The 24059-nt window shown below is 71.8% G+C and carries 19 protein-coding genes, 2 tRNA genes and 1 pseudogene; 12 read left to right on the forward strand and 10 right to left on the reverse strand.

The features are described 5' to 3' along the window. Window positions 1–95: 95 nt before the first annotated feature. Entirely contained in the window at window positions 96–797 is a 702-nt protein-coding gene (locus LO772_RS18225; RefSeq protein WP_231773087.1) for a DUF4291 domain-containing protein, read from the forward strand. Here the strand turns inward: LO772_RS18225 and LO772_RS18230 are convergent. Beyond that, window positions 737–1639, reverse strand: a complete 903-nt coding sequence (locus tag LO772_RS18230) for a hypothetical protein (protein WP_231773088.1) — start codon at window positions 1637–1639, stop codon at window positions 737–739. The two genes, LO772_RS18225 and LO772_RS18230, sit on opposite strands and share 61 nt — an antisense overlap. A 174-nt stretch (window positions 1640–1813) precedes the next feature. Between LO772_RS18230 and LO772_RS18235 the strand changes: the two genes are divergently transcribed. From LO772_RS18235 to LO772_RS18275, 9 genes are all read left to right on the forward strand, one after another. After that, window positions 1814–2995: an acyl-CoA dehydrogenase family protein gene (locus LO772_RS18235; RefSeq protein WP_231773089.1), complete on the forward strand. Its 1182-nt coding sequence runs from the start codon at window positions 1814–1816 to the stop codon at window positions 2993–2995. Next, a complete protein-coding gene (locus LO772_RS18240; RefSeq protein WP_443089286.1) occupies window positions 2992–4008 on the forward strand; it encodes a bifunctional MaoC family dehydratase N-terminal/OB-fold nucleic acid binding domain-containing protein in 1017 nt (338 codons plus the stop codon). The genes LO772_RS18235 and LO772_RS18240 overlap by 4 nt, the downstream gene beginning before the upstream one ends. 3 nt (window positions 4009–4011) lie before the next feature. After that, window positions 4012–5151, forward strand: coding sequence for an acyl-CoA dehydrogenase family protein (locus tag LO772_RS18245; RefSeq protein WP_231773090.1), 1140 nt, complete (start codon window positions 4012–4014; stop codon window positions 5149–5151). Continuing rightward, window positions 5148–5585, forward strand: coding sequence for a MaoC family dehydratase (locus LO772_RS18250; protein WP_231773091.1), 438 nt, complete (start codon window positions 5148–5150; stop codon window positions 5583–5585). The genes LO772_RS18245 and LO772_RS18250 overlap by 4 nt, the downstream gene beginning before the upstream one ends. After that, complete coding sequence (locus tag LO772_RS18255; RefSeq protein WP_231773092.1) at window positions 5582–6763, forward strand: lipid-transfer protein; 1182 nt, start codon at window positions 5582–5584, stop codon at window positions 6761–6763. The genes LO772_RS18250 and LO772_RS18255 overlap by 4 nt, the downstream gene beginning before the upstream one ends. A gap of 213 nt (window positions 6764–6976) precedes the next feature. Further along, window positions 6977–7966 (forward strand): glycoside hydrolase domain-containing protein, encoded by a 990-nt coding sequence (locus tag LO772_RS18260; RefSeq protein ID WP_231773093.1) that lies wholly within the window; start codon window positions 6977–6979, stop codon window positions 7964–7966. A 554-nt stretch (window positions 7967–8520) separates the two neighbouring features. Then, complete coding sequence (locus tag LO772_RS18265) at window positions 8521–10152, forward strand: MDR family MFS transporter (RefSeq protein WP_231773094.1); 1632 nt, start codon at window positions 8521–8523, stop codon at window positions 10150–10152. A 90-nt stretch (window positions 10153–10242) separates the two neighbouring features. Further along, entirely contained in the window at window positions 10243–11886 is a 1644-nt protein-coding gene (locus LO772_RS18270) for a long-chain fatty acid--CoA ligase (protein WP_231773095.1), read from the forward strand. 121 nt (window positions 11887–12007) lie between these two features. After that, window positions 12008–12586, forward strand: coding sequence for a TetR-like C-terminal domain-containing protein (locus tag LO772_RS18275; RefSeq protein WP_231773096.1), 579 nt, complete (start codon window positions 12008–12010; stop codon window positions 12584–12586). 7 nt (window positions 12587–12593) lie between these two features. Here LO772_RS18275 and LO772_RS18280 read toward each other — a convergent pair whose 3' ends face one another. Next, on the reverse strand, window positions 12594–16295 hold the full coding sequence (locus tag LO772_RS18280) for a PAS domain-containing protein (RefSeq protein ID WP_231773097.1): 3702 nt from the start codon (window positions 16293–16295) through the stop codon (window positions 12594–12596). 149 nt (window positions 16296–16444) lie between these two features. Here LO772_RS18280 and LO772_RS18285 point away from each other — a divergent pair. After that, window positions 16445–16535, forward strand: a tRNA-Ser gene (locus LO772_RS18285). Between the two features lie 231 nt (window positions 16536–16766). Next, window positions 16767–16842: transfer RNA gene (locus tag LO772_RS18290), tRNA-Arg, on the forward strand. 307 nt (window positions 16843–17149) lie between these two features. On the opposite strand, the gene LO772_RS18295 is transcribed toward LO772_RS18290, so the two are convergent. The 8 genes and pseudogenes from LO772_RS18295 to LO772_RS18330 form a co-directional block, all read right to left on the reverse strand. After that, the gene (locus LO772_RS18295) at window positions 17150–18160 is read right to left on the reverse strand and encodes a hypothetical protein (RefSeq protein ID WP_331717253.1); all 1011 of its coding nucleotides are present in this window, start codon (window positions 18158–18160) and stop codon (window positions 17150–17152) included. A gap of 21 nt (window positions 18161–18181) precedes the next feature. Continuing rightward, window positions 18182–18358 carry an excisionase family DNA-binding protein gene (locus tag LO772_RS18300; RefSeq protein ID WP_231773098.1) on the reverse strand — a complete coding sequence of 59 codons (177 nt, stop codon included), beginning with the start codon at window positions 18356–18358 and terminating at the stop codon, window positions 18182–18184. Window positions 18359–18461: 103 nt separating this feature from the next. Continuing rightward, window positions 18462–19834, reverse strand: a pseudogene (locus tag LO772_RS18305) (replication initiator). Between the two features lie 126 nt (window positions 19835–19960). Next, a complete protein-coding gene (locus tag LO772_RS18310; protein ID WP_231773100.1) occupies window positions 19961–20293 on the reverse strand; it encodes a hypothetical protein in 333 nt (110 codons plus the stop codon). Next, window positions 20290–21624, reverse strand: a complete 1335-nt coding sequence (locus LO772_RS18315) for an FtsK/SpoIIIE domain-containing protein (protein ID WP_231773101.1) — start codon at window positions 21622–21624, stop codon at window positions 20290–20292. The genes LO772_RS18310 and LO772_RS18315 overlap by 4 nt, the downstream gene beginning before the upstream one ends. A gap of 105 nt (window positions 21625–21729) precedes the next feature. After that, on the reverse strand, window positions 21730–22131 hold the full coding sequence (locus LO772_RS18320) for a plasmid replication, integration and excision activator (RefSeq protein WP_231773102.1): 402 nt from the start codon (window positions 22129–22131) through the stop codon (window positions 21730–21732). Between the two features lie 307 nt (window positions 22132–22438). Then, window positions 22439–23665 (reverse strand): helix-turn-helix domain-containing protein, encoded by a 1227-nt coding sequence (locus LO772_RS18325; protein ID WP_231773103.1) that lies wholly within the window; start codon window positions 23663–23665, stop codon window positions 22439–22441. Then, entirely contained in the window at window positions 23658–23969 is a 312-nt protein-coding gene (locus LO772_RS18330) for a putative quinol monooxygenase (protein ID WP_231773104.1), read from the reverse strand. Before LO772_RS18330 ends, LO772_RS18325 begins: the two co-directional genes overlap by 8 nt. Window positions 23970–24059 lie beyond the last annotated feature (90 nt).

A 24059-nucleotide genomic window follows, 5' to 3' on the forward strand; every position in this document is an offset into this window, starting at 1 on the left:
CGGGGGCGCGAGGCAAGGGCGCACGCGGCGGCGCTCACGCGAACGTGGTAATTCCGTGGAACGCGTGTGCGAGGCCCCGGCACACTGGCCGGGTCATGGAGAAACCAGCGGAATCAGCAGAAGAACCGAAGCGCCGGATCCGTGCGCTGCACACCGCGGAAACGATCACGGTGTACCAGGCCTACAAGCCACAGATCGCGGAGGTCACCGCCCGAGACGGGCGTTTTCCCGCCACGTGGAGCCGCGAGCGGATGACGTGGATCAAGCCCAGTTTCCTGTGGATGATGTATCGCTGCGGCTGGGCGACGAAGAAGCTCCAGGAGCGCGTGTTGGCCCTGGAGATCACCCGGACCGGCTTCGAGTCGGCGCTGGCCGGGGCGTGTCCGAGCCATCACGACCGCGAGGTCTTCGCCGACCGCGCGGCCTGGGGCCGCCGCCTGCACAGCACGTCGGTCCGGGTCCAGTGGGACCCGGAGCGCGACCTCGATCTGCGGCCCCTCGCCCACCGGTCGCTGCAATTGGGCCTGGCGGGCTGGGCGACGCGGGCCTACGCCGACGCGTGGCTGGTCTCGGTGCGCGATGTCACGGGCCTCGCGCACGAGATCCACGCCTTGGTGCGCGCGGGCGACCGCGCGGCGGCGACGGCCCTGTTGCCCGACGAGCGGCCGTACGCCATCGGCGACGACCTCGCGGGGGTCATCGGGGCCACGCGGGTCGGAGCGACCGGGCCGGGCGGTCAGTCCGCGCTCGGGGGCTCCGACGGGACAGGGGTCTCGGGCGCCGCGGGCGGTGGCTGACGCGGTCCGTGCGGCGGTGCCCGGAGCATCGCGGCGGCGAGCGGGACGAGGCTCGCGGCCAGTGCCAGCACGGTGAACGCCAGGCACACCCAGGCCCCGGCCCCCACTTCGAACGAGCCGCCGGGGATCTGGCCGAGAATGTCGCCCCCGATCTTGCTGAGTGTCGACGTGGTCACGATGACCACCATGAGCGCGCCGAAGGCCGGGAACGCGGCCAGCGGCAGCAGCGCGGGGCGGCGGGCGACGAGTGTGTAGCCCGCGGCGGTGATGACGGCGAGCAGAAGGATCACCAGGAGAATCGGCGCGGCGGGCAGGATGTCGCGGTTGAACCCGTTCTGGGCGGCCTCAAGGCCGTCGACCCTGCTGACCGACCAGTCCGGGAACATCATCGCGATGGCGATGATGCCGCAGGCCATGGTCGCGAGTGCGGGCCAGTCGACCGCGGGGTCGAACGCGCGTTCGCCCGGAGGCCGGGCGCCGGGCGGCGGCGGGGGTGTGGTCGGTTTCGGGGGGATGCGCGCCTCCGCCCCGGTCCCGGTGCCGGCGGCCCGGTCGTCGCCCGCTTCCGCGTCGCCGCCCGCGCCCGCGGTGGGCGGTCGGGTCGGGCGCGGCGGATAGGCCGGGCGCGGCGGGGGCGTGCTCTGCCGCGGTTCCGGCGCCGGGGTTTCCGGCGTCGCGGTGTCCGGCGGCCGTGCGGGCCGCTCGGGCGGGGGGACCGCGGACGACCCGTGAGCGGCGGACTCTCCTGAGTCCGCCGGCTCGGGCGCGGGCGGTGGAGTAGGGGGTCCCGAAGCGGCGGACTTCCCCGGGTCCGGCCGCTCGTCGGGCCGATCGCTAGCCATGCCACCAACGCTAGGCCGGGCTTCGGGGCCGCGCAGTTCGAGGGGAGCCGGGCCGTGCGGCGTCGGCGCGGCCCGCCCCGGGCCGCCCGCATCCGACCAGATGCTTGATATTGACAAGCTCTTTCGTTTGGGAGAAATTCGACTCTGCCAAGGACCTGCGAAGGAGCCGATCACGTGCATCTCGCCCCGACACCCGCGCAGGAGGCCCTGCGCGCCGAGCTCCGCGCGTACTTCTCCCGCCTGATCACCCCCGACGTCCGGGCCGCCCTCGACGCCGAGGGCGAACTGGGCGGCGAGACCACCCGGCGCGTCCGGCGGCGGATGGGGGCCGACGGCTGGCTCGGCCTCGGCTGGCCGGTCGAGTACGGCGGCCGGGGCAAGGGGCCGGAGACGCAGTTCATCTTCTTCGACGAGGCCTACCGCGCCGGTGCCCCCGTCTCGATGGTCACGCTCAACACCGTCGGGCCGACGCTCATGAAATACGGCAGCGAGGAACAGAAGAAGTACTTCCTCCCCCGCATCGTCTCCGGCGAGATCATCTTCGCGATCGGCTACAGCGAGCCGTCGGCCGGCACCGATCTCGCGGCCCTGCGCACCAAGGCGGTCCGCGACGGCGACACATGGGTGATCAACGGCCAGAAGATCTTCACGAGCACCGCGCAGAGCGCCGATTGGATCTGGCTGGCCTGCCGTACCGACCCGGACGCGCCCAAGCACCGCGGCATCACGATGATCCTGGTGCCGACCACCGACCCCGGCTTCTCGTGGACGCCGATCGTGACCGTCGGCGGGATGACGACGACCGCGACGTACTACGACAACGTCCGCGTGCCGTACGCGAACCTCGTGCACGCCGAGAACCGCGGGTGGAGCCTGATCACCAATCAGCTCAACCACGAGCGCGTCGCGCTGGCCGCCCTCGGCATGCAGGCCGAGGACTTCTTCGCGGAAGTCCTCGCGTGGGCCCGCGCCACCGAGGTCGAGGACGGCGTCCGCGTCGTCGACCAGCCGTGGGTGCAGCTCAAGCTCGCGGAGACGTACGCGCGGCTCTCCGCCGTGCGCCTGCTCGGCTGGCGCCTCGTCCACGACGTCGGGGACAACACCCTCAACGCCGGCGACGCGTCCGGGGTGAAGTTCTTCGGCACCGAGGGCGCGATCGAGGTGTACCGCAACCTGGCGGAGATCGTGGGCCCGGACGCCCAGCTGCGGCCCGGCGCTCCGGGGGCGTTCAGCGCCGGGCGCCTGGAGGCGATGAACCGCCGCGCGCAGATCAACACCTTCGGCGGCGGCGTCAGCGAGGTCCAGCGCGAGATCGTCGCCATGGTGCGGCTCGGGATGACGAGGGTGGCGCGGTGACGGACACGCGGGACACGGCGGCGGTGGAGGACGCCGGGGCCAAGGCGGCGTTCCTCGCCCGACTCCGGCAATTCGAGGGCGTGCACGCCGAGTCCGGCACCGTCGCGCTCGATCCGGTCAACGCGCCGATGATCCGCCACTGGGCCGAGGCCATGGGCGACACCAACCCGGTCTACAGCGACGCCGCGTTCGCCGCGACGACGCACTTCGGCGGCATCGTCGCCCCCGCCACGATGCTCCAGGTCTGGACCATGCGCGGCCTGCACGCCGGCACGAACACCGACAGCCCCGTGCAACGGCTGTACGACCTGATCGTGGCGGCCGGATTCGGCTCGGTGGTCGCGACCAACTGCGAGCAGGAGTACGTGCGTCCGCTCCGGCCCGGCGACCTCGTCGAATACGACCAGCTCATCGAGGCGGTCTCGGAGGAGAAGACCACCGGCCTCGGCACCGGCCACTTCGTCACGACCCTGATGAACATCTACGTGCGCCCCGAAGCCGCGGGCGGGGAACGCGAGTTGGTCGGCACCCACCGCTTCCGCATCCTGCGCTACCGGCCGCGCCCGCAACCGCCCGCCCGCGCGGCGGCGGAACCGGAGCGCACGCCGCGCCCGCGCCGCGTCGTCAACCGCGACAACCGGCCCTTCTGGGACGGTGTGGACGCCGACAAGCTGCTGATCCAGCGCTGCACGGGCTGCGGCACGCTGCGGCTGCCGTTCGGCCCCGGCTGCAACGCCTGCGCGTCGCCGGAATGGGACACCGTCGAAGCGGTCGGCGGCGGCACCGTCTACTCGCACGTGACCATGCACCACCCGAGGTTCCCGGCCTTCGACATGCCGTACGCCGTCGCGCTCGTCGAACTGGACGAAGGCGTCCGCACGCTGTCCAACATCGTCGGCGTGCCACCCGACGCCGTCCGCATCGGCATGCGGGTCACCCTCGAATTCGTCCGCCACGACGCCGAGTTGAAGGTACCCGCCTTCCGGCCCGCCGAGCCGACACGGGAGACGTGACCCATGGACTTCCGCCTCTCCGAGGACCACCGGGCGCTCGCCGGGCTCGCCGACGACATCCTCGGCACGCTGGGCACCCACGACCGTCTCAAGCAACTCCGGGACTCCGACGAGGAGTTCGACGCCGAACTGTGGGCGGGGACAGGCAAGGCCGGGCTCCTGGGCGCGCTTGTCGACAGCGCGTACGACGGAGGCGGGCTCGGCATGGTCGGCCTCGCCCTGCTGCTGGAGCGGCAGGGTCGCCACACCGCGCAGATCCCGCTCATGGACACGGCGGTGTACGGCGTCCTGCCGCTGCTCCGCTTCGCGACCGGGGCCGACATCGACGCGGACCTGCCCGCGCTGCTGGACGGCACGTGCGTCGTCGCCGGCGCGCTCGCCGAGACGGGCGCCGGCCTGCCCGGCACCCCCCGGACGACCGCCCGCCGGGACGGCGACGCGTACCGGCTCGACGGCGCCAAGCGCGCCGTCCCGTGGGCACGCGCCGCCCACCGGCTGCTGGTCACCGCGAACGCCGGCGGGCGCACCGCCGTGTTCCTCGTGGACACCGACGCGGACGGCGTCACCGTCGAGCCCGCGCCGACCACCGCGCCGTGGGCGTCCGGCAACGTGCGGTTCGCGGGCGCCCGCGCGAGGCCGCTCGGCGACGTCGCGGACGGCCCGGCGACCGCCGCGTGGATCGTCGACCGCGCCCGCGTCGCCCTCGCCGCGCTGCAGGTCGGCGTCTGCGCGGGAGCGCTCGACCGCACGGTCGAACACGTCACCACTCGCGAGCAGTTCGGCAAACCCCTGGCCACCCGCCAAGGCGTCATGATGCGGGCCGCCGAGGCCTACATGGACACCGAGGCCATCCGGGTCACCACCCTGGAGGCCGCCTGGCGCATGGACCAGGGCGAGGACGCCGCCGCGCAGGCACTGGTCGCGCGCTGGTGGGCGTCGGAGGCCGGCAAGCGCGTCGTCCACGCGTGCCAGCACCTGCACGGCGGCACCGGCTCGGACATCGACCACCCCATCCACCGCCACTTCCTGTGGGGGCGTCAGATCGACATCTCCCTCGGCAGCGGGATCCAGCAACTCGCGGCCCTCGGCGCGCTGTTCGCCGCGGACCACGGACCCATGACCGCCGAGGGGGCCCCGGCATGACGGAACGACCGGCCGCGTCCGCGAGCCGCACCTACGACGAGGTCGACGTCGGCGACGAACTCCCCGAACTCGTCGTCCCGCTCACCCGGACGCTGATCACCGCGGCGGCCATCGCCACCCGCGACTACCAGGACGTCCACCACGACCCGGGCCTCGCCCAGGCCAAGGGCGCACCGGACATCTTCATGAACATCCTCACCAGCAACGGCCTCGTCGGCCGCCTGGTCACCGACTGGGCGGGCCCCGCGTGCGAACTGCGCCGGGTCGCGATCCGCCTCGGCGCGCCCAACCACCCCGGCGACACCATGACGCTGACCGGCCGGGTCACCGCCAAGGCCGACGGGCTCGTCGAGGTCGCGGTCGTCGGCGCGAACCGGCTCGGCAACCACGTCACGGGCACCGTCACCGTCGCCCTCCCGGGAGGCGACCGGTGAGCCTCCGGCACGCGGACTCCCTCGGCGGCCGGACCGCCATCGCCGGCATCGGCGCGACCGAGTTCTCCAAGGACTCCGGCCGCAGCGAACTCCGCCTCGCCGCCGAGGCGGTGGGCGCCGCACTCGACGACGCGGGCATCGCGCCGTCCGAGGTCGACGGCATGGTCACCTTCACGATGGACCACAACCCCGAGATCGCCGTCGCGCAGGCCGCGGGCATCGGCGATCTGACGTTCTTCGGCCGCGTGCACTACGGCGGCGGCGCGGCGTGCGGCACGGTCACCCACGCGGCCATGGCGGTCGCCACCGGCCTCGCCGACGTCGTGGTCTGCTACCGCGCGTTCAACGAGCGCTCCGGGCGGCGCTTCGGCTCCGGCGTGCTGGAGCGCGAACCGAGCGCCGAAGGCGTCGCGCTCGGCTGGAACGTGCCGTACGGCCTGCTCACCCCCGCGTCCTGGGCGGCCATGTTCGCCCGGCGCTACCTGCACGTGTACGGCGCGACCACCGAGGCGTTCGGGCACGTCGCGATCGCCGACCGCGCGCACGCCGCGAACAACCCGGCCGCGTACTTCCACGGCAGGCCGATCACGATGGCGGACCACCAGGCCTCCCGCCCGATCGTCGAGCCGCTGCGCCTCCTCGACTGCTGCCAGGAGACCGACGGCGCCCAGGCCCTCGTCGTGGTGAGCGCCGAGCGCGCCCGCGACCTGCGGCACAGGCCGGCGGTCGTCAACGCGGCGGCCCAGGGCGCCGGCCGCAACCAGGAGATGATGACCAGCTTCTACCGCGACGACATGACCGGCCTCCCGGAGATGCGGGTGGTCGCGCGGCAGCTGTGGCAGACCTCGGGCCTGACGCCCGACGACATCCAGACCGCGGTGCTGTACGACCACTTCACGCCGTTCGTGCTCATGCAGCTGGAGGAGTTCGGCTTCTGCGGACGCGGCGAGGCCCCCGGCTTCGTCGCCGACGACCATCTGCTCCTCGGCGGCAAACTCCCCACGAACACCCACGGCGGACAACTCGGCGAGGCGTACCTGCACGGCATGAACGGCATCGCGGAGGCCGTGCGCCAGATTCGCGGCACGTCGGTCAACCAGGTCGCCGACGTCCACAACGTCCTGGTGACGGCGGGGACGGGGGTGCCGACGTCGGGGCTGGTGCTGGGAGCGGCGTGACGCGCGGGATGACGGGGCCGCCGACCCGCGGCGGCACCCCGCGTCCTGCTCGCGCGGCCTGTCACCCGGCCGCCGCAACGGCGCCCTCGCGCCCGTGCGCCGTGCGCGTGAATCTTCCGCGCGTCCCTCGTCTGCTATGAGGTTTTTATCCCTTTTTCTCCGCAGCGTGAGCGGGTCTGTGTTCGGATCCGCGACGGAGAAGGGACGACGGCCGTGCGACATGTCCACTGGGCCGGTTCGGCCGCCCTGCTGAGTCTTTCCCTGACGCTGTTCCTCGTGCCGACGGAGGGCGAGCCGCGCCTGGACGGGCACCGCGTCGAGGCCCGGCCCGCCGTGGTCCACGCCGAGGCCGTCGCGGCGCGCGCCGCGACGGGCAAGGCCGGGCGGCTGCCCGCCGACGTGCTCTCCGCGCGGTCCGCCGCGCTGCCGCCCGCCGCGGCGAACTCCGCTGGAACCCCGCCCGCCGAGGCGCGCGCCGTCGAGGCCGCCCCCACGCGCTCCATCCTGCGCATCGTCGACGGCGCCGCGTTCGACACGTGCGAGGCGCCGGAGGTCGCGACGATGCAGGCGTGGCGCGCGTCGCCGTACGAGGCCCTGGGCATCTACGTCGGCGGCAGCAACCGAGGCTGCGCCAACAAGGGCCTCACCCGCGACTGGGTCAGCCAAGTGCACGCCCAGGGCTGGGAGTTCATGCCCATCTACGTCGGTGCCCAGGCGGCCTGCACGGTCGCGAACAAGTCGAACCGCATCGACTCGGCGCGTGTCGCCGACATGGCCGTGACGGAGGCGGACGACGCCGTCGCCCGCGCGACCGACCTGGGCTTCAAACGCGGCAGCGCGCTGTACTTCGACATGGAGGAGTACGACAACACCGACCGCGACTGCGCGGGCGACGTCCTCGACTTCGTCTCCGCGTGGAGCGAGCGCGTACGCTCGCACGGCTTCACCCCCGGCTACTACAGCAGCCTCTCGTCGGGCATCACCGACCTGGTCAACGCCGCCGGCACCCGGCCGCTGCCCGACATCGTCTGGTACGCCCGCTGGGACGACATCGCCGTGACGCACGGCGACGGCGCCCTGCCGGACAACCTGTGGCCCGGACGCCGCATCAAGCAGCACGCGGGCAACGTCTCGGAGACCTACGAGGGCATCACCATCAAGATCGACCGCAACGCGATCAACGCACCTGTCGGCGTGCTCTGACCGGCCGCCCGACGCCCGACGTGGGCCGTCGGCCCCGGCCTGGCACCGCCCGACAACTCGCCCGCTGACTCGGCCGACTCGGCTGACCCGGCTGACCCGGCCGACCCGGCTGCCCCGCGCCGACCCCGGCCCGCGCCGCACCCGCTGGCCCACCCGCGTGCCTCGCCGGGCAGTGCGTTGCTCGCACCCACCCGGTCGCCCGCCGCCCGCCCGCCGCCGGACCGGGTGCGTCGGCCGCACGTGCTCAGCCTCTGCTCCTCACCCGGCTCGATCCACCGACCGCCCGCACACCCGGCGCTGCCTGGCCTTGTGGTCCGGCCCGCCGCGCTGCCTGGCCTTGTGGTCCGGCCCGCTGCGCTGCCCGGCCTCGTGGTCCGGCCCGCGCGTCGTCCGGCCTCATCGTCCGGCCTCGCCGGTCGTCCGCCCGCGCGCTTTCGCGCTCACACGGCACGCGTCCCGCCTCGCCCGACCCAATTCCCGCCCCCAAGATGTTGCTTGCCGCAACTAATGTCCAGTATGTTAGTTGCGCGAAGCAAAGAGTTTGGGGTGGGGCGATGCCCGCGAGCGCGACCGCGTCAGCTGAATCCGAGGCAGCGCTCGGGGAGTTCACTCACCGTCAGATCCTGAAGGTGATGAGCGTCCTGCTCGTCTCGCTCTTCGTCGCCTGCATATCCGGCACGGTCATCAGCACCGCCCTCCCCACGATCGTCGGCGACCTCGGCGGCCAGGACCAGCTCGCGTGGGTGGCCAGCGCGGGGCTGCTCACCACCACCGCGTCGACCCCGCTGTGGGGCAAGCTCTCCGACCTCTACGGCCGCAAGCGGCTGTTCCGCCTCGCGCTCATCGTCTTCGCGGTCTCCTCCGCGCTCGCCGGTCTCTCGCAGACCATGGGCCAGCTCATCGCCGCCCGCGCCGCCCAAGGCGTCGGCGTCGGCGGTATCACCGCCCTGACGCAGGCGATCATGGCCGACGTCACCACCCCCCGCACGCGCGGCCGGTACTCCGGCTGGATCGGCTCCGCGTTCGGCGTCGCCACCGTCGCCGGCCCGCTCATCGGCGGGTTCCTGGTCGGCTCCGACGCCCTCGGGTGGCGCTGGACCTTCTACGTCGGCATCCCCTTCGCGATCGCCGCCCTGGTGATGGTCGAGCGGGTCCTGAAACTCCCGTACGTCCGCCGTACCGTCCACGTCGACTACCTCGGCGCGGCCCTCATCAGCGGCGCCGTCACCGCCGTACTGCTCGCGCTGTCGCTCGGCGGCCAGAAATGGGCCTGGAACTCGGGGACGACCTACACCCTCGCGGCACTCTTCGTCGTCCTCGGCGCCGGAGCGGTGTGGCAGGAGCACCGTGCCGTGCAGCCGATCCTGCCGCCGCACCTGTTCCACAGCCGGACGTTCAACCTCGCGGGCGCCGGGTCGTTCTTCGTCGGCTTCTCGATGTACGGCGCGATGATCTACCTGCCGCAGTACCTCCAGATCGTGCGCGGCATGAGCCCGACGCGCTCGGGCCTGATGACCCTGCCGATGGTGCTCGGCATGCTGTCCGCGTCGATCGTCTCCGGCCGCCTGATCACCCGGTTCGGCCGCTGGAAGGTCTTCCCGCTCATCGGGCTGCCGCTCATCGCGCTCGGCATGTTCCTGCTGTCCGGCATGGACGTCGGCACACCGCTCCCCTTCGCCGGCCTGCACATGCTCGTGCTCGGGGTCGGGCTCGGCCTGTCCAACCAGGTGCTCGTTCTCGCGATCCAGAACGGCGCCGACCCCGACGACATCGGCATCGCGACGTCGGCGGCCTCGTTCTTCCGCTCGATGGGCGGCGCGGTCGGCGTCGCGGTGCTCGGCGCCGTCCTCAGCGCCCGCCTCGACTCCGGCATCCCCGCACTGATGCGCGAACGCGACGTCGCCCCGCCGAACGGGACCGACCTCGGCGATCTGCTCGGCAGCCCGTCCGCGATCCAGGCTCTCGACGCACCGCTGCGCGACGCGGTGATCGACGGCTTCACGCAGGGCCTGCACACCGTTTTCGTGGTCGGCGCGCCGGTCACGCTCATCGGGTTCCTCGCCGTGCTGGCCATCCGCGAGTCGGTGCTGCGCGACGGCGACGACGGCGACGACGCCGCCGCCGAACCCGCCGACGGCGAGCCGTCGCCGACCGCGGACCGCGCCAAGGCGGGCACCCCCGGCTGACCACACCCCACCGCGCCCTGCGGCATCCTGGTACGCGCCGACACCGCTCGGTGACATCCGCCGGCGGACCACGCGGACCAGGAGGCTTCCATGCTGAGCACGATGCAGGACGTGCCGCTGACCGTCGCGCGGATCATGCGCCACGGCACCACGGTGCACGGTGCCTCCGAAGTCGTCACCTGGACCGGCGCCGCACCCCGCCGCACCTCGTACGCCGAGGTCGGCCGGCGCGTCGCGCGACTCGCCCACGCGCTGCGCGCCCTCGGGGTGACCGGCGACCAGCGCGTCGCGACGTTCCTGTGGAACAACCAGGAGCACCTGGAGTGCTACCTCGCGGTGCCGTCGATGGGCGCCGTCCTGCACACCCTCAACCTGCGGCTGCCCGCCGACCAGCTCGTCTACATCGCCGAGCACGCCGACGACCGCGTCCTGATCGCCGACGGCAGCCTCGTCCCGGTGCTCGCCCCCGTGCTGCCCGCGCTGCGCACCGTCGAGCACGTCGTCGTGACCGGCGACGCGGACCTCGCGCCGCTGGAGGGGCACGGCAAGGAGATCCACCGCTACGAGGAGCTGGTCGCCGGGCGGCCGACCGAGTTCGCCTGGCCCGACGGCATCGACGAACGCGACGCCGCCGCGCTCTGCTACACGAGTGGGACGACCGGCCGCCCCAAAGGTGTCGCGTACAGCCACCGTTCGACGTATCTGCACAGCATGCAGATCTGCACGGTCGAGGGCTTCGGCATCGGCGCGCGCGACCGACTGCTCCCGGTCGTGCCGATGTTCCACGTCAACGCGTGGGGGATCCCCTACGGGGCGATGATGTCCGGCGCGTCCCTGCTCATGCCGGACCGGTTCCTCCAGGCCGAGCCGCTGGCCGCGATGATCGCCGCGGAGCGGCCGACGATCGCCGCCGCCGTGCCGACCATCTGGACCGCGCTGCTCGACCACCTCGACCACCACGCCGCGGACGTCTCGTCGCTGCGCGAGGTCATCGTCGGCGGCTCGGCGTGCCCGCCCGCGCTCATGGACGCCTTCGAGCAGCGCCACGGCGTGCGCATCATCCACGCGTGGGGCATGACCGAGACGTCGCCGCTGGGTGCGGTCTCGCGTCCGCCGGCCGGAGTCACGCCGGAGGAGGAGAAGGCGTACCGCGTCACCCAGGGCCGGCTGCCCGCGTCCGTGCAGGCCCGGCTCGTGGGCCCGGACGGGTCGTTCATGCCGCACGACGGCGAGGCCGTGGGCGAACTGGAGGTCCGCGGGCCGTGGATCGCCGGGGCCTACCTCGGCGCCGAGACGGGCGCCGACTCGGCCGAAGGCGAGCGGTTCCACGACGGCTGGCTGCGCACCGGCGACGTCGGCACGCTGACCGCCGACGGGTTCCTCACCCTCACCGACCGGGCGAAGGACGTCATCAAGTCGGGCGGCGAGTGGATCTCGTCGGTCGATCTGGAGAACCACCTCATGGCCCACCCCGATGTCGCCGAGGCGGCCGTGGTCGGCGTGCCCGACGAGAAGTGGGGCGAACGGCCGCTCGCCACCGTGGTGTTGCGCCCGGGAGCCACCGCGGGGCTCGCGGACCTGAAGGAGTTCCTGGCCGGACGCGTGGCCCGCTGGCAGGTCCCCGAGCGGTGGAGCATCGTCGCCGAGGTGCCGAAGACCAGCGTCGGCAAATTCGACAAGAAGGTGATCCGCCGCCGGTTCGGGGACGGCGAACTCGACGTGCACCGGATCTGAACTCCCGTCAGGAACGGTGTCCTCGAACGTTCGGGCGCCGCCGGGACGCGAACCTTGAGGTGCTAGGTTTCTGGCGGCGCACCCGCCGCCACTCGCCGCCAGGCCCGCGTGGAGGTGTCGCATGGCACGCGTGGGCATCACCGCGGCCCGCCTCACCGAGGCGGCGGCCGACCTGGCCGACGAGGCCGGGCTCGACAACGTCACCCTGTCGGCGCTCGCCCGCCACTTCGGCGTCCGGGACGCGAGCCTCTACGCACACGTCGACAACCTGCGGGCGCTGCGCGTGCGGATCGCCCACCTCGGCGCCGAGGAGATGACCGCCCGCATCGCCGACGCCGTCGCGGGCCGGGCCGGCAAGGACGCGCTCGTCGCGTTCGCCGACGCGTACCGCGGCTACGCACTCGACCACCCCGGGCGCTACGCCGCGACCCAGATGCGGTTCCGGCCCGACGAGGTCGCCGACGCCCCGGCGTTCCGCCGCAGCGTCGACCTCACGTACGGCATGCTGCGCGCGTACGGCCTCACCGAACCGGACCTGACCGACGCGGGCCGACTGCTGCGCAGCGCGTTCCACGGCTTCGTGCACCTCGAACTCGGCGGCGGCTTCGGGCACCCGCGCGCCGTCGGCGACTCGTGGGCCCGCTCGCTCGACGCCCTGCACGTACTGCTGGAGAACTGGCCGCGGACGGCCGACCGCTGACGCCCTGTCAGACCAGCGAGGCGATCTTGCCGAGCAGGTCGACCACCCGCTGCTGCACGTCCTCGCGCGTCGAGCGCTCGGCCAGGAACAGCACCGTCTCGCCGGTCTGGAGGCGCGGCAGGTCCTCCTCGGCGATGTCGACCGTGGTGTAGACGACGATCGGCGTCGAATGCAGGCGGTCGTTGTTGCGCAGCCAGTCGACTATGCCCAGCCTGCGCCGGCGGACCAGCATCAGGTCGAGGACCACGAGGTTCGGTTCGACGCTCGCGGCCTTCGACACCGCCTCGCTCTCCGACGTCACATGGGCGACGTCCATGCCGCGCCGGGCCAGGGAGCCGGTGAACGCGGTCGCGATGTCGTGGTTCGCCTCGACGAGCAGGACGCGCGAGGCGTGTGCGGCGCTGTCCGCGGGGGCCAGCGAGCGCAGCAGCACCGCCGGGTCCGCACCGAACGCGGCGTCGCGCGTGGCCTGCATGAGCCCGGCCGTGACCAGCACCGGGATCTCGGCGGCGGTCGCCGCGGTCCGCAGGGAATGCAGCGCCGTCCGGGTGATCGGGCCGGTCAGCGGATCCACGAACAGCGCCGCGGGATGCGCACCGGCCTGGGCGTTCACCTCGTCACGCGACCGCACGAGCACGGGGTCCCACCCGCGCCCGGCCAGCGCGTTGGAGGTCGGGCCGTCGGGGGCGGGCCAGACCAGCAGGCGCCGGGGACGGCCGTCGGGAGAAGGCGCCACCATGGGCGGGTAGTTCGGGTCCACCGCGGCGAGTTCGCCGGGGGGCGGCGTGTCGATGTCGAGAGCCGTCAGCAGGGGGGCGACGGGGGAGTGCCGCGGCGGCCCGTGCGGTGCCGCGTGCGACGGGAGCGCCGGTGGCGTGGGCGGCGGCGGGGGCGCGAAGGCCGACGGGCCGGGGTGCGGGGGCTGGGCGGGGCTGCCCGGGTACGAGGCGCCGCCCGGGTTGCGCTGCGGCAGCGGCTCGGGGCGGGCGCCCGGCGCGTTGTAGGCGTCGTGGATCGCCTCGGGGTGCGCCGCGTGCGAGCCGTGCGCGCGGGGATCGTGCTGCCCGGGCACGGGGTGCGCACCGCTGTCGTGCGGGTACGGCGGTACCCCGGGAGCGCCGTACGGCCCCGGCTGCTGCGGGTACGGCTGGTGCGCGGCGTTCGGGTCGCCGCCGTCGGGCGCCGGATACGCGCCGGGGGCTCCGGGCTGCGGCGGCCCCGGCAACTGCGCGGGATCGCCCGGGGGTTGCCCCGGGCCCGTGCCGATGGCGCGGCGACGGCGGCCGGCCGGCGGATACGGCGGCTCGTCGCCGGGCCGGTGCTGAGCGGGGTTCGGCGGATGCGGGATCTGCGCCTGCCCGGGGGCGGGCACCGTCGGCGGTGCCGGCACGGGCGGCATCAGCGCCGTGGGGGCGTCGGTGTCGACGGGCGGCGGCTGCGGGGGCTCGGGAGGCTTGCGGTAGCCGGTGGGTTCGAGATCGGTGCCCGGCCCGCCCGAGGGCGGTGTGTCGGGGCGGTCCCGCACGCTCGTACCGCGTCCGCCGGCTCCCGGAGCGCCGGGCAGCCGCGACTGGGACGGCACCGGTGCGGGGGGCGTCGACAACTGGTGCCGGGCGCGGGCCATGTGCCGCGTGTGGTGGCCGTTGACCCGGGCCGGGACACCGGGTGCCGCGGCGCCGTCCTGGGCGGCCTCGCGGGGGGTGTGCCCGTCGTCCTCCTGCGCGTCGCCCGTGCTCTCGCCGGAGGCCTGCGGGGGGACCGAACCGCCTTGTGCACCACGGGAGCCGCCGTCGTCCTGGCCGCTCGGGCCGGTGGGCAGCGCGCGGCGGGCCGCCCGGCGTCCGTCGTGCGCCTCGGACACGGCGCCGGCTCCGCCGTGCGGTGCTCCGCCGCCCGGCGAGGACTCGCCCGCCGGAAGGGCCATCATCGGTCGGGGGGCAACCGGCCGCGGGACGGCGGGGGTGGGCGGCCCGGCCGGATTCGCGGGTTCGAGCCCGGTGCCGCGCGGCGTGCGGACGGCGGGCGGGGAGCCGCCGCCGTCGCCGTCGGGGGAGGAACCGTCCCGCGCGGCTCCGGAGTTCTTCGTGGCGTCGGTCCGGTCGCCGTCGTCCGGCTTCGCGGTTTCGTCGTCGGCCCGGGCGTCGCCCGGGGGTTCCTTCGCGTCCCGGCCGTCCTTCGCGGGCTCCTCCGCGTCGGCTTTCGCGGGTGCCGCCTCGGCGGTCGTTCCCGGCCGGACCGCCGGCGACGTGCGCGCCCGCTTGCGCGCCCGCGCACGATCCGAACCCGGCTCCCCCGCGTCCTTGGGCCGCGCCTTCGCCGCGGCCTCCTCGTCGGTCGGCAACTCGACGATGTAGCCGCCCGCGTCGTCGGCCTTGCGCGACTCGACGGTGCCGCCGTGCGCCTCGATGATCGCGCGGGCCAGCGGCACGTGCACCGAACTGCCCCGGCTGGCCGGACCGCGGACCTCGATCCGGGCGACCTTGTCGTGCTGCTCGGCCGTGACGGCGACCGTCGACCCCTTGGGCACGGCGCCCACGGTGTCGGCGATGAGGTGGCCGAGTGCCCGGGTCATCGCGTCGACGTCGACCTGCACGCCCATCGGCGCCGCGGTCACCGTGAACTCGACCCCGGCGGCCCGCGCGGGATACGTCACCGTCTCGAGCGCGCGGTCCAGCAGGTCGTCGACCATGGCCGCGGTCCGCTCGGCGGGTTCCTTCTTCTCGCCGCGCTGGTGCTCCAGGATCTCGGTGCTCAGCCCGGACATTTCCTCCAGCTCGCCGGCGACCTGGCGGACCACGCGCCGTGCGCTCGGCCCCAGTTCGCCGATGCTGCCGTCCGCGAGCGTCTTGAGCCGGGCGCGCGACGCCTCGAAGCGCGACAACAGCTCGGTGTCGAGCAACTCGGCCAGTTGGTCGCGCTGTTCGGCGATCGCCCGCTCGCGCGACAGGTCGGTGAAGGTCATCACCGCACCGACGACCGCCTCGCCCAGCAGGATCGGCGCGGTCGTCATCTCGACCGGAACCGACTCCCCGTCGCCGCGCCACAGCACCTGGTCGCGCAGCCGCTGCTTCTTCCCGGTCTGGAGCGTCACCAGGGCCGGGCACTCGTCGGGCGGCAGCGGCGTACCGTCGGCCCGCTTCGCCATGAGGAGTTCGTGCAGCGAACGCCCGCCCAGGTCACCGGCCCGGTGCCGCAGTATGCGCGCCGCCGCGGGGTTCACCAGCACGATCGAGCCGTCGGCGTCGATGCCGACGATGCCTTCCGACGCGGCGCGCAGGATCATCTCGGTCTGCCGCTGCTGGCGCTGGAGTTCGGACTCGACGTCCACCGAGCCGGTCAGGTCGCGGACGACGATCATCAGCAACTCGTCGTCGTACGCAGCACCCGGCAGGTTCGCGCTGGTCACCTCGACCGGCATCAGCGAACCGTCGGTGCGCCGGGCGGTCATGCGGGCCGGCTTGGTCGTGCGGGCGTCGCCCGTCACGTCGATGGCGCGGACCGATCCGGGGATGCGGCTGCGGTCGAACGTGGGCAGGAGGTCCAGCAATCCTCGCCCGACGATCGGGGTGCCCGGTGCCTCCAACGCCTCCAACGCCATCGCGTTCGCGTTGACGACCGTGCCGTTGCGGTTCACCAGCAGGAGCGCATCGGGAAGGGCGTCGAGTATGGCAGCGAGGCGAGCAGCGCCCCGAGATGGCCTGCTGCTCACGAAGCGCTTACCTCCTCAGCGTCCTCTGGACTGCGCCGACCGGCCCATCCTGCCCGTCCCCCCGGAGGCATGTCACGACCGACTATCGCATTGATTTTGCCCCAGCGTTGACCGGGCGGGTAATCTATCCGCCGTCGGGATACACCGATGGAGGCTTCGCCTAGTCTGGTCTATGGCGCCGCACTGCTAATGCGGTTTGGGTAACCAACCCCATCCCGGGTTCAAATCCCGGAGCCTCCGCACTCAACGGCCCGTCCGGCCCCGCCGGACGGGCCGTTTCGCGTCCCCGCTCCCGCCCTCGCCGCACCCTCTGTGACCTTTCCCGCACAAACCCCTCCACCCCCACCCCGCTCCCCTTTCGCTCTCAGCGAACACCCTCCCCACCCCCCTCACACCCCCTCCCGCCCCCACCCATAACCGATTTCAACCCCGGCCGCAGATCCTGTATGGTTCTTCTCGTCGCACCAACCAGCGCTCGTAGCTCAACGGATAGAGCATTTGACTACGGATCAAAAGGTTGCAGGTTCGAATCCTGCCGAGCGCACCAGCTCAGAGGCCCTCTCCGGGGAGACGGAGAGGGCCTTTTGCGTACTTCGTCCCCGAGTACAGCAGCGAAGTACAGCAACGGTCAGGCGAGTTGATCACCGAGCTGCTTGAGCGCCGCCCGCGTGTCCTCACTCGGCACGTGGCTGTACACCTCCATGGTCACGGAGATCTGTGAGTGCCTGAGGATTTCCATGATCACGCGCGGTGTACGCCGAGGGCGACGAGCAGCGAGCCGCAGGTGTGGCGGGTGTCGTGCAGCTTGATCGGTCGTACGCCGGCTCTCTCGCAGCGGGCGGGGAACATCCGTGTTAGGTTGCCCGGCTCGATCGGGGTTCCGTACTTCGTCGTGAAGACCAGCCCGCGTGAGTCTTGCCATAGGTCGCCGGCCGCTTGCTTGGCCCGCTGTTGTTCCTCGCGCCGCAGCTTGAGCGCCGCGACGCAGATGGAGGGGAGCGGCAACGTCGCTTCCGAGCTTTCCGTCCTCGTCTCTCCCGGTGCAGGAGCTGACGGCCCGCGCGTTGGAGCTGACGTTCCGGTGTCAGCTCGGCCGCGTCCAGGTCGATCACGTCCCAGGTGAGCCCGAGGACTTCCCCGCGGAGTAGCCCGAGCACCAGGACGAGGACCCACGCGGCGTAGAGCGGATCGTTTCTGGCCCGCGCGTACTCCAGGAACGCCTTTGCGTCGTGCACTGTCCACGGGCGGAACTTGCGCTTGCGCGGTTTGGACACCGGGACGAGGCCCGCGACGTTCTTGGACACCACCTCTTCCGCGACCGCGTGCGTGAGTGCGGCACGGAGCGCGTCACGGGCCGCCTGGATCGTGCGTTGCGACGGGTATTGCTCGCAGCACTGCCCGATCGCGCAGCAGCGGCGCCGCTTGCGCGGACTCCGGTGGGTCTCGGGACGCTTCGCATCCTTGCCTTGCGCGCAGCCTTGGCAGGTGAGGCGATGGGTGTTCAGCCACGTACGGATGTCGCGCACGGTGAGCTTTTTGATCTTCTTCTTGCCGATGAGCGGGACGATGTAGAGCCGCGTCGAGCACTCGTACGCGATGTGCGTCAGCGGCGCGGTCGGGGCCGTGATGTCCTTGAGCCAGTACGCCAGGTACGCCGCGACCGTCGGAGTCGACGTGGGGGGCACAACGCCCTTCGCCGCCTGCCCGTGCAGCACGATCCACTTCTCGTGGACGATCTCTCGCGTCTTGCCGTAGACCCACTTGCGGTCCCGCGTGCCGTCGGGCTTGTCGACCCAGACGTACGCGGCGAAGCCGTTCCGGTAGGGGAAGATCGACCCTTCGCCATTGTCCCGCTTCCTGGTCACGCGGCCCTCCCGGTCTCGGCCTCACGGCGCCAGCAGCTCCACGTACTCGTCAACCCAGCGCGGCAGGATGCGCCGCGAACCGCCGTCCTTGATCGACTGGATGCGACCTTGGGCGACGGGCATTTTGGTCTTCGAGAGTCCGTAGCCGAGCATCACGGCGACTTCCGCGACCGTGTGCCACTTGCGTTCGATGACCATCAGGCAGCTCTCCCCGTGATTGCCGAATTGCTGTGCTGTCCGTCGGCCGCCGCTTTGGCCGCGTCGAGTGCGTTCCGCCAGCGGATGCGCTCCGAGATGGCTCTTAAGAGGCGGTGTGAGATGGACGGGACGTCAGGGTTGATGGGGCTGCGTGTTCCCAGACGTAGCGGGTGGGGTTGTCGCCGTTCTCGGCCATCTCGCCGAGGAGTTCGAGGACCCAGGCGCGTCGTTCGTGCTTGTGGTCGGCCAGGGATTTGCCGGACCACTTGCGGGAGACGAGGACGCGACGGCCGCCGTAGCCGAGGTGGGTGCGGCGATGAGCTTTCGCCTTGCAGAGGCCCGGTCGCAGGCCGTCCCGGGCGTTCTTGGTTGTACGCCGTAGCGGAGCCAGTTCGCGCAGCTCGGCGAGCAGGGCTCGTACCGGAGTTCGTCCATGAGCCGGTCGACGTGCGCGCGTTCTGCGTCACTCGCCGGCTCATGGCATTCGTGCGCCGACTTGTTCAGGTACTTGGCCAGGTAGCCGATGCAGCGCCGCGCGTCCGCCGAGCCGACCAGGACGCCCTTTGCGTCGACCTGGACACCGAACCGCGCCACGTGGACCGGTTCTGCGGACTCGTCGGCGTCGACAGCGTCAAGGGCGTCTTCCCAGGTGGGAAGTGTCGCGCCGTCCGCGTCCACGTACGCCTGTTGTTCGTCGTCCCAGGCCGGGGCCGCGTCGTCGGCGTAGACCGGCTCATCGCAGTTCGGCCACCACACCTGGTGGTACGTCGCCGCCGCAACCTGCCGCAGCTCGGCCCGGGACACGGTCCCGCGAATCGCGAGGTGGACATGCGGTGCGAGGCGTCGTTGCGGTTCGACGGCCGCGAAGTACTGGACATCGAACCCGACGAACCGCCGCAGGTTCTGAATGAACCGGTCGACCAGCTTGGAGAAGTGCAGCGCGTCACGGGCCGCCCGCCGGTAGTCGTACGTCGATGGGTCCGTCGGAATCCCGTCCGACCGCACCCGGCCGTACGAGGGCAGGGTGAGCGTGACGAACAGCGAGGGCCGGAACGTCTTCCCGTCCGGTGTCGTGAACGCCTTGCCGACCGTCCGCGCGTCGACGGGACGTCGAGGCAGGTCGACCACGTCTTGCCGCCGCCGAGTCGACCGCACCCGGCGCGAAGCCTTGTCCGGGTCGACGTTGCCCCGCACGCCCGAGGACGTGATCTCTTCGTCCAGCGCCGCCACGTACTCACCGAGTTGTTCGCGTTCGGTCCCGCCGGCCGCGTCGTGTGCGGCGGTGAGGTCCGCGCGGATCTCCGCCAACCACCGTTGGTAGGCCGTCGGTTCGTCCGCTGTCAGGTCGGGCTCTTCGGTCAGGTGCCATCCCTCGCGGCACTGCGCCATCCGAAGTTGCCGCTTGCGTTCAGCGCACGACGGGCACACGCTCGCCAGCGTTCGCCCCGCACGGAACGTCGATGATCTCCACGCCACCTGTCGTGATGTCCGTGCGCCGCAGTGCGACCGGCCGGATGCACACTCCGTGTTCGAGGGCAGCGGCCCGCACGACCTCCTTGGCGAGAGGCTTGCGGGCCCGCTCGACCCGTGTTGTTCGGCCGGTCATGCGTTACCGCCGACGTACTCGTGAAGCCAGACCGCGATCAGATGGCCGTGAATCGTGCCGGACACTTCGTGCTGCACCGTGCGGGGGCTCAACGCGCGCGCCGTGATCACCGCGTCGTCCAGCGCGTTGCTCCACACCGTTAGTGCGTCGACCGTCACCGGGTGGTGCAGCTGCCCCGACAACGACCAGCACCCGTCCGGGTAGAACCACGCGAGCCGGATTTCCGCCAGTTTGGGCAGGGACGGACGGCACGCGATGAAGTCCGCGAAGCACCGCAGCGCGACAGCCGCCCGCCCCATGTCGATCTCAGAACCCGTGTCGACGATCACGCCGCACCACCGCCCGCCGGGAAGTCACGCACCAGCGCGTCAATGTCCGCGTCCGACACGTACGCCGCCCGCACTCGCACCGGTTTCGGCTGCGTATCGCGCTTGACGAACCCGACACCCGCGCCGAGTTCGGGAAGCGGGGAGATCAGGTCCGCCGTTGCGCCGCGGTCCCGCGCGCCGTTGCCCAAGACCATGTCGACTTGTGCAGGTTCGTCCAGCCGGAGCGCTATGCGGTCGGGGAACAAGTTCCTGAGGTTCATGACCTCTTTGCGCGGGTCCTGGAGCGCGCCGAGGACGCAGAACCCGACCGACCGCCCCTGACTCGTCAGCGTCGCCAATGCCGCGTCCGCCCGCTTCCGCAGGTCCCGATCCGGCTGGTACGCCGTCAGGAATGCCAGCTCATCGACCATGACGACGATGAACGGGCAGTCAGGGGTCGGTTCGTGCTTGCGCACCTTGCCCGCGAACCGGTCCGCCCGCGCGGACATCTCGGTCACCGCGTCTTCCAGCATCTCGACCATTTCCGTCGGGTCGCTGGAGTAGCGCTGGAACAGCGCCCGCCCGTACGAGAGTTCCATCCGCTTCGGGTCGCAGGCCCACAGTTCGACCAGCCCGGCACGGGCCGCCGGGAGGAGTCCGCGGGTGACGCCCCAGAGGACGGAGCCCTTGCCGGCCCCGGTGACCCCCGCCACCAGGACGTGAGTGCCGTGCAACCTGAGCACCCACGGCGAACCGTCGTCGCACCGACCGAGTTCCACGGAGTCGTACGTCGGCGCCCACGGATCCGGCACCGATCGCCGTTCCGGCTTGCTGTCGACGTCCCGCAGGCCCGGCATGGCCAACGTCGTCGGCCCGAACGGCTTGTCGAGTGGGTCAGCGACCCACGCCCGCAGGTCGACGACCCCGCGCGACGGAGATGACGCGTCGACCCGGAAGACGCGCCACGCGTGCGCGATCCCTTCGACGTGATCGCCGACGTCGCCCGGGGTCTGGCCGGGCAGCAGCCGCACCCGGACGACGAACCCGCCCGCAACACGCTTGACCCGCGCGATGCTCGGCCACGCGTACGAGAACTCCTCATTGATGCGCTTGATCGGGTCCTGCTTCCACAGGCCGAGCCCGTGCGTCAGCTTGGGCCAGCCGCGCCGGACGTGACCGGCGAACGAGAAGAACCACCACCAGACCACCGCCACCAGGGCGACGATGGTCCCGGCCGCGACCAGGAACGAACCCGCCGGACCGAACCGCAGATCGGCCGCGACGTAGAGAACGAGTAAGGCGGTTGCGGCATAGGCGACGACGCGTCGCGTGAGCCGCGGAGACATGGGCATGACGAAGTAGGCCTTCCGGCTTGGTGAGCGTGGGAGGGTCAGCCCCCGGCGCGGGACCGGTCAGTCAGTGCGCCGGGGGCTGTTGCGCGTAGCGATGTGCGGGTGTCAGGCCGCCGTCTTGGCCGAGGTCTGCTTGGCGACGCCGCCGACGGGGCGCAGGCCGTCCGCGCGGAGCGAGTAGGCCACGCGCCCGGAGTTGTTGACGTACGGCGTCACTGCGAGCCCGACGAACTCGACGGGACGGAACGGAAGTCCAGGGAGTTCGTCCGGCAGTACCGGCATATCGGAGGCCGGGATCTTGATGCGCACGGAACTGTCGCGCGCCAGCGGGTCCGGGTCGGACACCGTCACGACCCACATGGGAAGCCCGGTCGCCTTGTCGCGCGCCTGGACTTTCTGTCCGCTCTTTGACGCTTCGAAGTCCGCGACCGCCTCAACACGCGTCGCGAACGCGCCCGCCGGGAAGACGGCGCCGAACTGCACGGGAATGGGAATCTGCAATGCCATTGGGTCGCTCCCGAGTCGCGGGCCCGGAGGGCCCGTACCTTCCTGACGCCATGTCAGGAGGCCGGGAGGCACTGCCGCTACGGGCAAGGCGCGATACGCTCACCGAGCGCGTTCCGAAAGCGCCTGGCCTGGGCGGGCTGCCTCCCGCTCAGGCCACATCTATGTCTGTGGCCCCGTTGCTGCCGGGCCGACGCGGTCTGCCTTCCGTGTCGGCCCGGTCGTACGTGTGCCACCTTCGAGCGCACAGCCCCCGAAGGCGTTCGAACCGCCTTCAGGTTAACCCGTACTCAAAGTTGTGTCTAGTACTTTAGGTATCAGTCCGTACCGGGAGTACGCCCACGCGCCGCGCCAGACCCAGCAGGGCCAAGCTCGGCGGGTCCTGGATCGTGAGCAGGTCGGCCACCATCTGCCGTACGTGCCGATGCGCGCGGGTCTGCTCCGGTGTCAGCCGCTCCGCTTCCTCCAGACGTGCCACCGCTTCATCGCCCTGGCGACGCTGAACATGCGCACGCGCAACGTCGATCAGGAACCGCGCCTGCCGCTCCGCCGACAGCCCGGACGTATCGACGCCATCCGCGGCCCGCAACGCCACGCCCGCATCCCCGAGTTCGACCGCCGCCGCCACCCGGTGAAGCGCGACGTTCGAAGGTCCGAACTCCGTGTTGTAGTCGTTGCGTCCGGAGCCGACGACGTCCCGCGCGACCTTGGCCGCCGCGTCCAGGTGCTGATAGGCCGCGTCAGCGTTGTTGCTGCTTGCCGCAGCCATGGCACGTTGCAGAGTCAACGCACCCCACAGCGACGCACCCGCCGGCAACCACGCTTCGACCAGCGGACGCAGCGCTTCCGAGGCCGTACGCGCGGTTTGCTCGGCCTGGGCGAACTGACGCGCGCCGAGGAACACCAGCGACAGCCGGAACTGACTCGCCGCCATCAGCAAGACGTCGTCGGCTCGTTCGCCCGCGACGATCGCGCGGTCCGCAGCAATCCAGGCCGCTTCCGGTTCCCCGAGCTTCGCCAGCGCAGCCGAGCACGCCTGATACGCGGTGGCGAGCAGCCGGAACAACTCGCCCCGTTCGCTGTCCGGCACCGCGCGGATGCCGGCCTCAAGCTCCGGCACCAGAGATTCCAGTACGTCGGTCAGGTCGGCGTACTTCCCGGCATGCACCAAATCCCAAGCGTGCGATGTCCGTTCGCGCAACCGGTCCACATCCGGTGCCGGATGCTCCCGGAGCATCGCGTTCAGCGAGTGCGCCGAACTGAGCAACAGCCGCAGTCGCGAAGCCCCAGGAGGTTCCTCCGACACTGACGCCACCACCGGAGCCTCAGCCGCCAGTTCGGCCACCGGCAGATCCAGGACGTCCGCGATCTTCTCCAGAACCGACATGCGGTCGACCTTGCGCACCCCGCGCTCGACCTGGGACACCCACGCTTCGGAGCGCTCCAGGCGCGCCGCAAGTTCCTTTTGTGAGAGTCCGCGTCGCTTGCGGTGAAACGCGATCTTGCGCCCGAGCGCTTTCTGATACTCGTCAGCCACCCTGAACACCCTTGCCGGCTGCGAGGGTCAGCCAGTCGACGTGCACCGACTCGACGTAGCGCCCTCGCTCCGCAAGGAACACCTTCACGTGCTCTTGCTCTTCGTGCGCGTCGAACGCCGCGCGGTCCGCGTACAGCTCGTAGAAGGTGCGGACGAGCGGTTCTGACTCGATCCGGTGAATCGCGTACACCAGCGTCCCCGGCTCGGTCCGCTTGATCTCCGGCAGCGTGCGCGCGATCAGCTCATCAAAGCCGCGCGCTGCTTCTTCGTCCTTGCAGGTGAACCGCACATACAGGCCGAACATGCCAACAGCCTCCCCTTGTCGTCGCCTGGACTCTCCAGATCATCGCCGATTTCCCCGTACTCAATGTGCGCCACTGGTACACAAAGTCAC

This window comes from Yinghuangia sp. ASG 101 (genome assembly GCF_021165735.1).
GTDB lineage: Bacteria > Actinomycetota > Actinomycetes > Streptomycetales > Streptomycetaceae > Yinghuangia.